This window comes from Bacillus sp. UNC41MFS5 (genome assembly GCF_000686805.1).
This window is the reverse complement of record NZ_JMLP01000059.1, coordinates 1-1,106: the sequence shown is the minus strand read 5'-3', so window position 1 is coordinate 1,106 and position 1,106 is coordinate 1. Positions and strand designations below refer to the sequence as shown.

2 protein-coding genes are annotated in these 1,106 nt (G+C 37.2%); both read right to left on the bottom strand.

Features of this window, described 5'->3' with window-relative positions:
- Window positions 1-201 precede the first annotated feature (201 nt).
- Window positions 202-378: a hypothetical protein gene (locus tag BR30_RS36790; protein ID WP_155928680.1), complete on the bottom strand. Its 177-nt coding sequence runs from the start codon at window positions 376-378 to the stop codon at window positions 202-204.
- 98 nt (window positions 379-476) lie between these two features.
- Window positions 477-1,106 (bottom strand): hypothetical protein (locus tag BR30_RS33760; RefSeq protein WP_035445703.1); only part of this gene is annotated, 630 nt, incomplete at its 5' end.

Here is a 1,106-nt window from a genome sequence, read left to right as displayed (position 1 = left end):
TCTGAATCAAGGGTAATAATGTCACCTGTCACACCTTTAGCAACTTCAGCAATGCCTATTTCAAGCATTTCCTTTTGTTCATCTGAAAGGTTATAACCCTTTACCAACTTCTCAACCAATTCATTGAAAGCCATCTTAATCTTAATAAAGTTTTCCATTTTCATCTCTCCTATTTATTATTGGGTTTTCCTGCCCCACCACTTAGTCTTTAAGTGGGTTGTGTAACAGGTGTTTGTAATCTACATTGGTCTTAGGCTTATAATGCTCTTCCATGTAGTCTAATGACATGGTAGCAACCAGTAATGCCTTCTGGTAACTGAAACCATGTTTAAGCATCATATTAAATGCTAGTTGTAATAATAACTGTTCTCTATTCATATTAATCCTCCTTATGAATAACAAAGGAACAGGTTGTTTATGCCTGCCCCCACTTTCTTTTAATGTAACCATAACAGTATTACTTAATATGTAATACTTTATAGCCAAACAGAACCAAGTCCATTTTTATCAATCCCATTGTCTTTCAGCCATTTGTGAAGCTGACACAATTGCTCTTTCTTTTTCCATGAATCCATTGATGGTGCTAACATGAAGGCTACTTCTAATTTCTCTTGGATGTAGCTGTCTTTGAACACTGGAATCCCATTAATAACATCAGTTGTCTTGCTGTCTACCTTGTCAAAAGCAAAGTGGACATGACCTTTCTTGAAGTTCCTTTGGTAGTAATGCTTCTTACCATCCTTGTCAATGCCAACACCTTTTCTGTCTTCCTTAACCTTTAGCCACTTATCTGAATAAGCAGATGCACTTGTTACATGAACATAAACAACTTTATCTTGGTTTTCTGCCCCCACCACAATATCAACAGCCATAATTCCATCAAGGTAATCATTTGCCCCCACCTTGTAATTAGGATAGTTGCTTTTCAATTGAAGGATTGTGCTATATTCAACCATGTGAGAAGGGTAGCTTCTAGCCAATCTTTGAACAATAGCCTTTTCTAGTTTCTCTTCCCATTTGAAGTTGTGCCAGATAGGTTTGCCATCTGTTTTCTTGCCCACTGGAAGGAATCTGTCACCATTTGGCTTACTTTTGCCCACAAAAAA

What these genes read in the sequence shown, in the direction of transcription:
- BR30_RS36790 (WP_155928680.1), bottom strand. Translation starts at nt 378, where the DNA reads ATGAATAGAGAACAGTTATTATTACAACTAGCATTTAATATGATGCTT.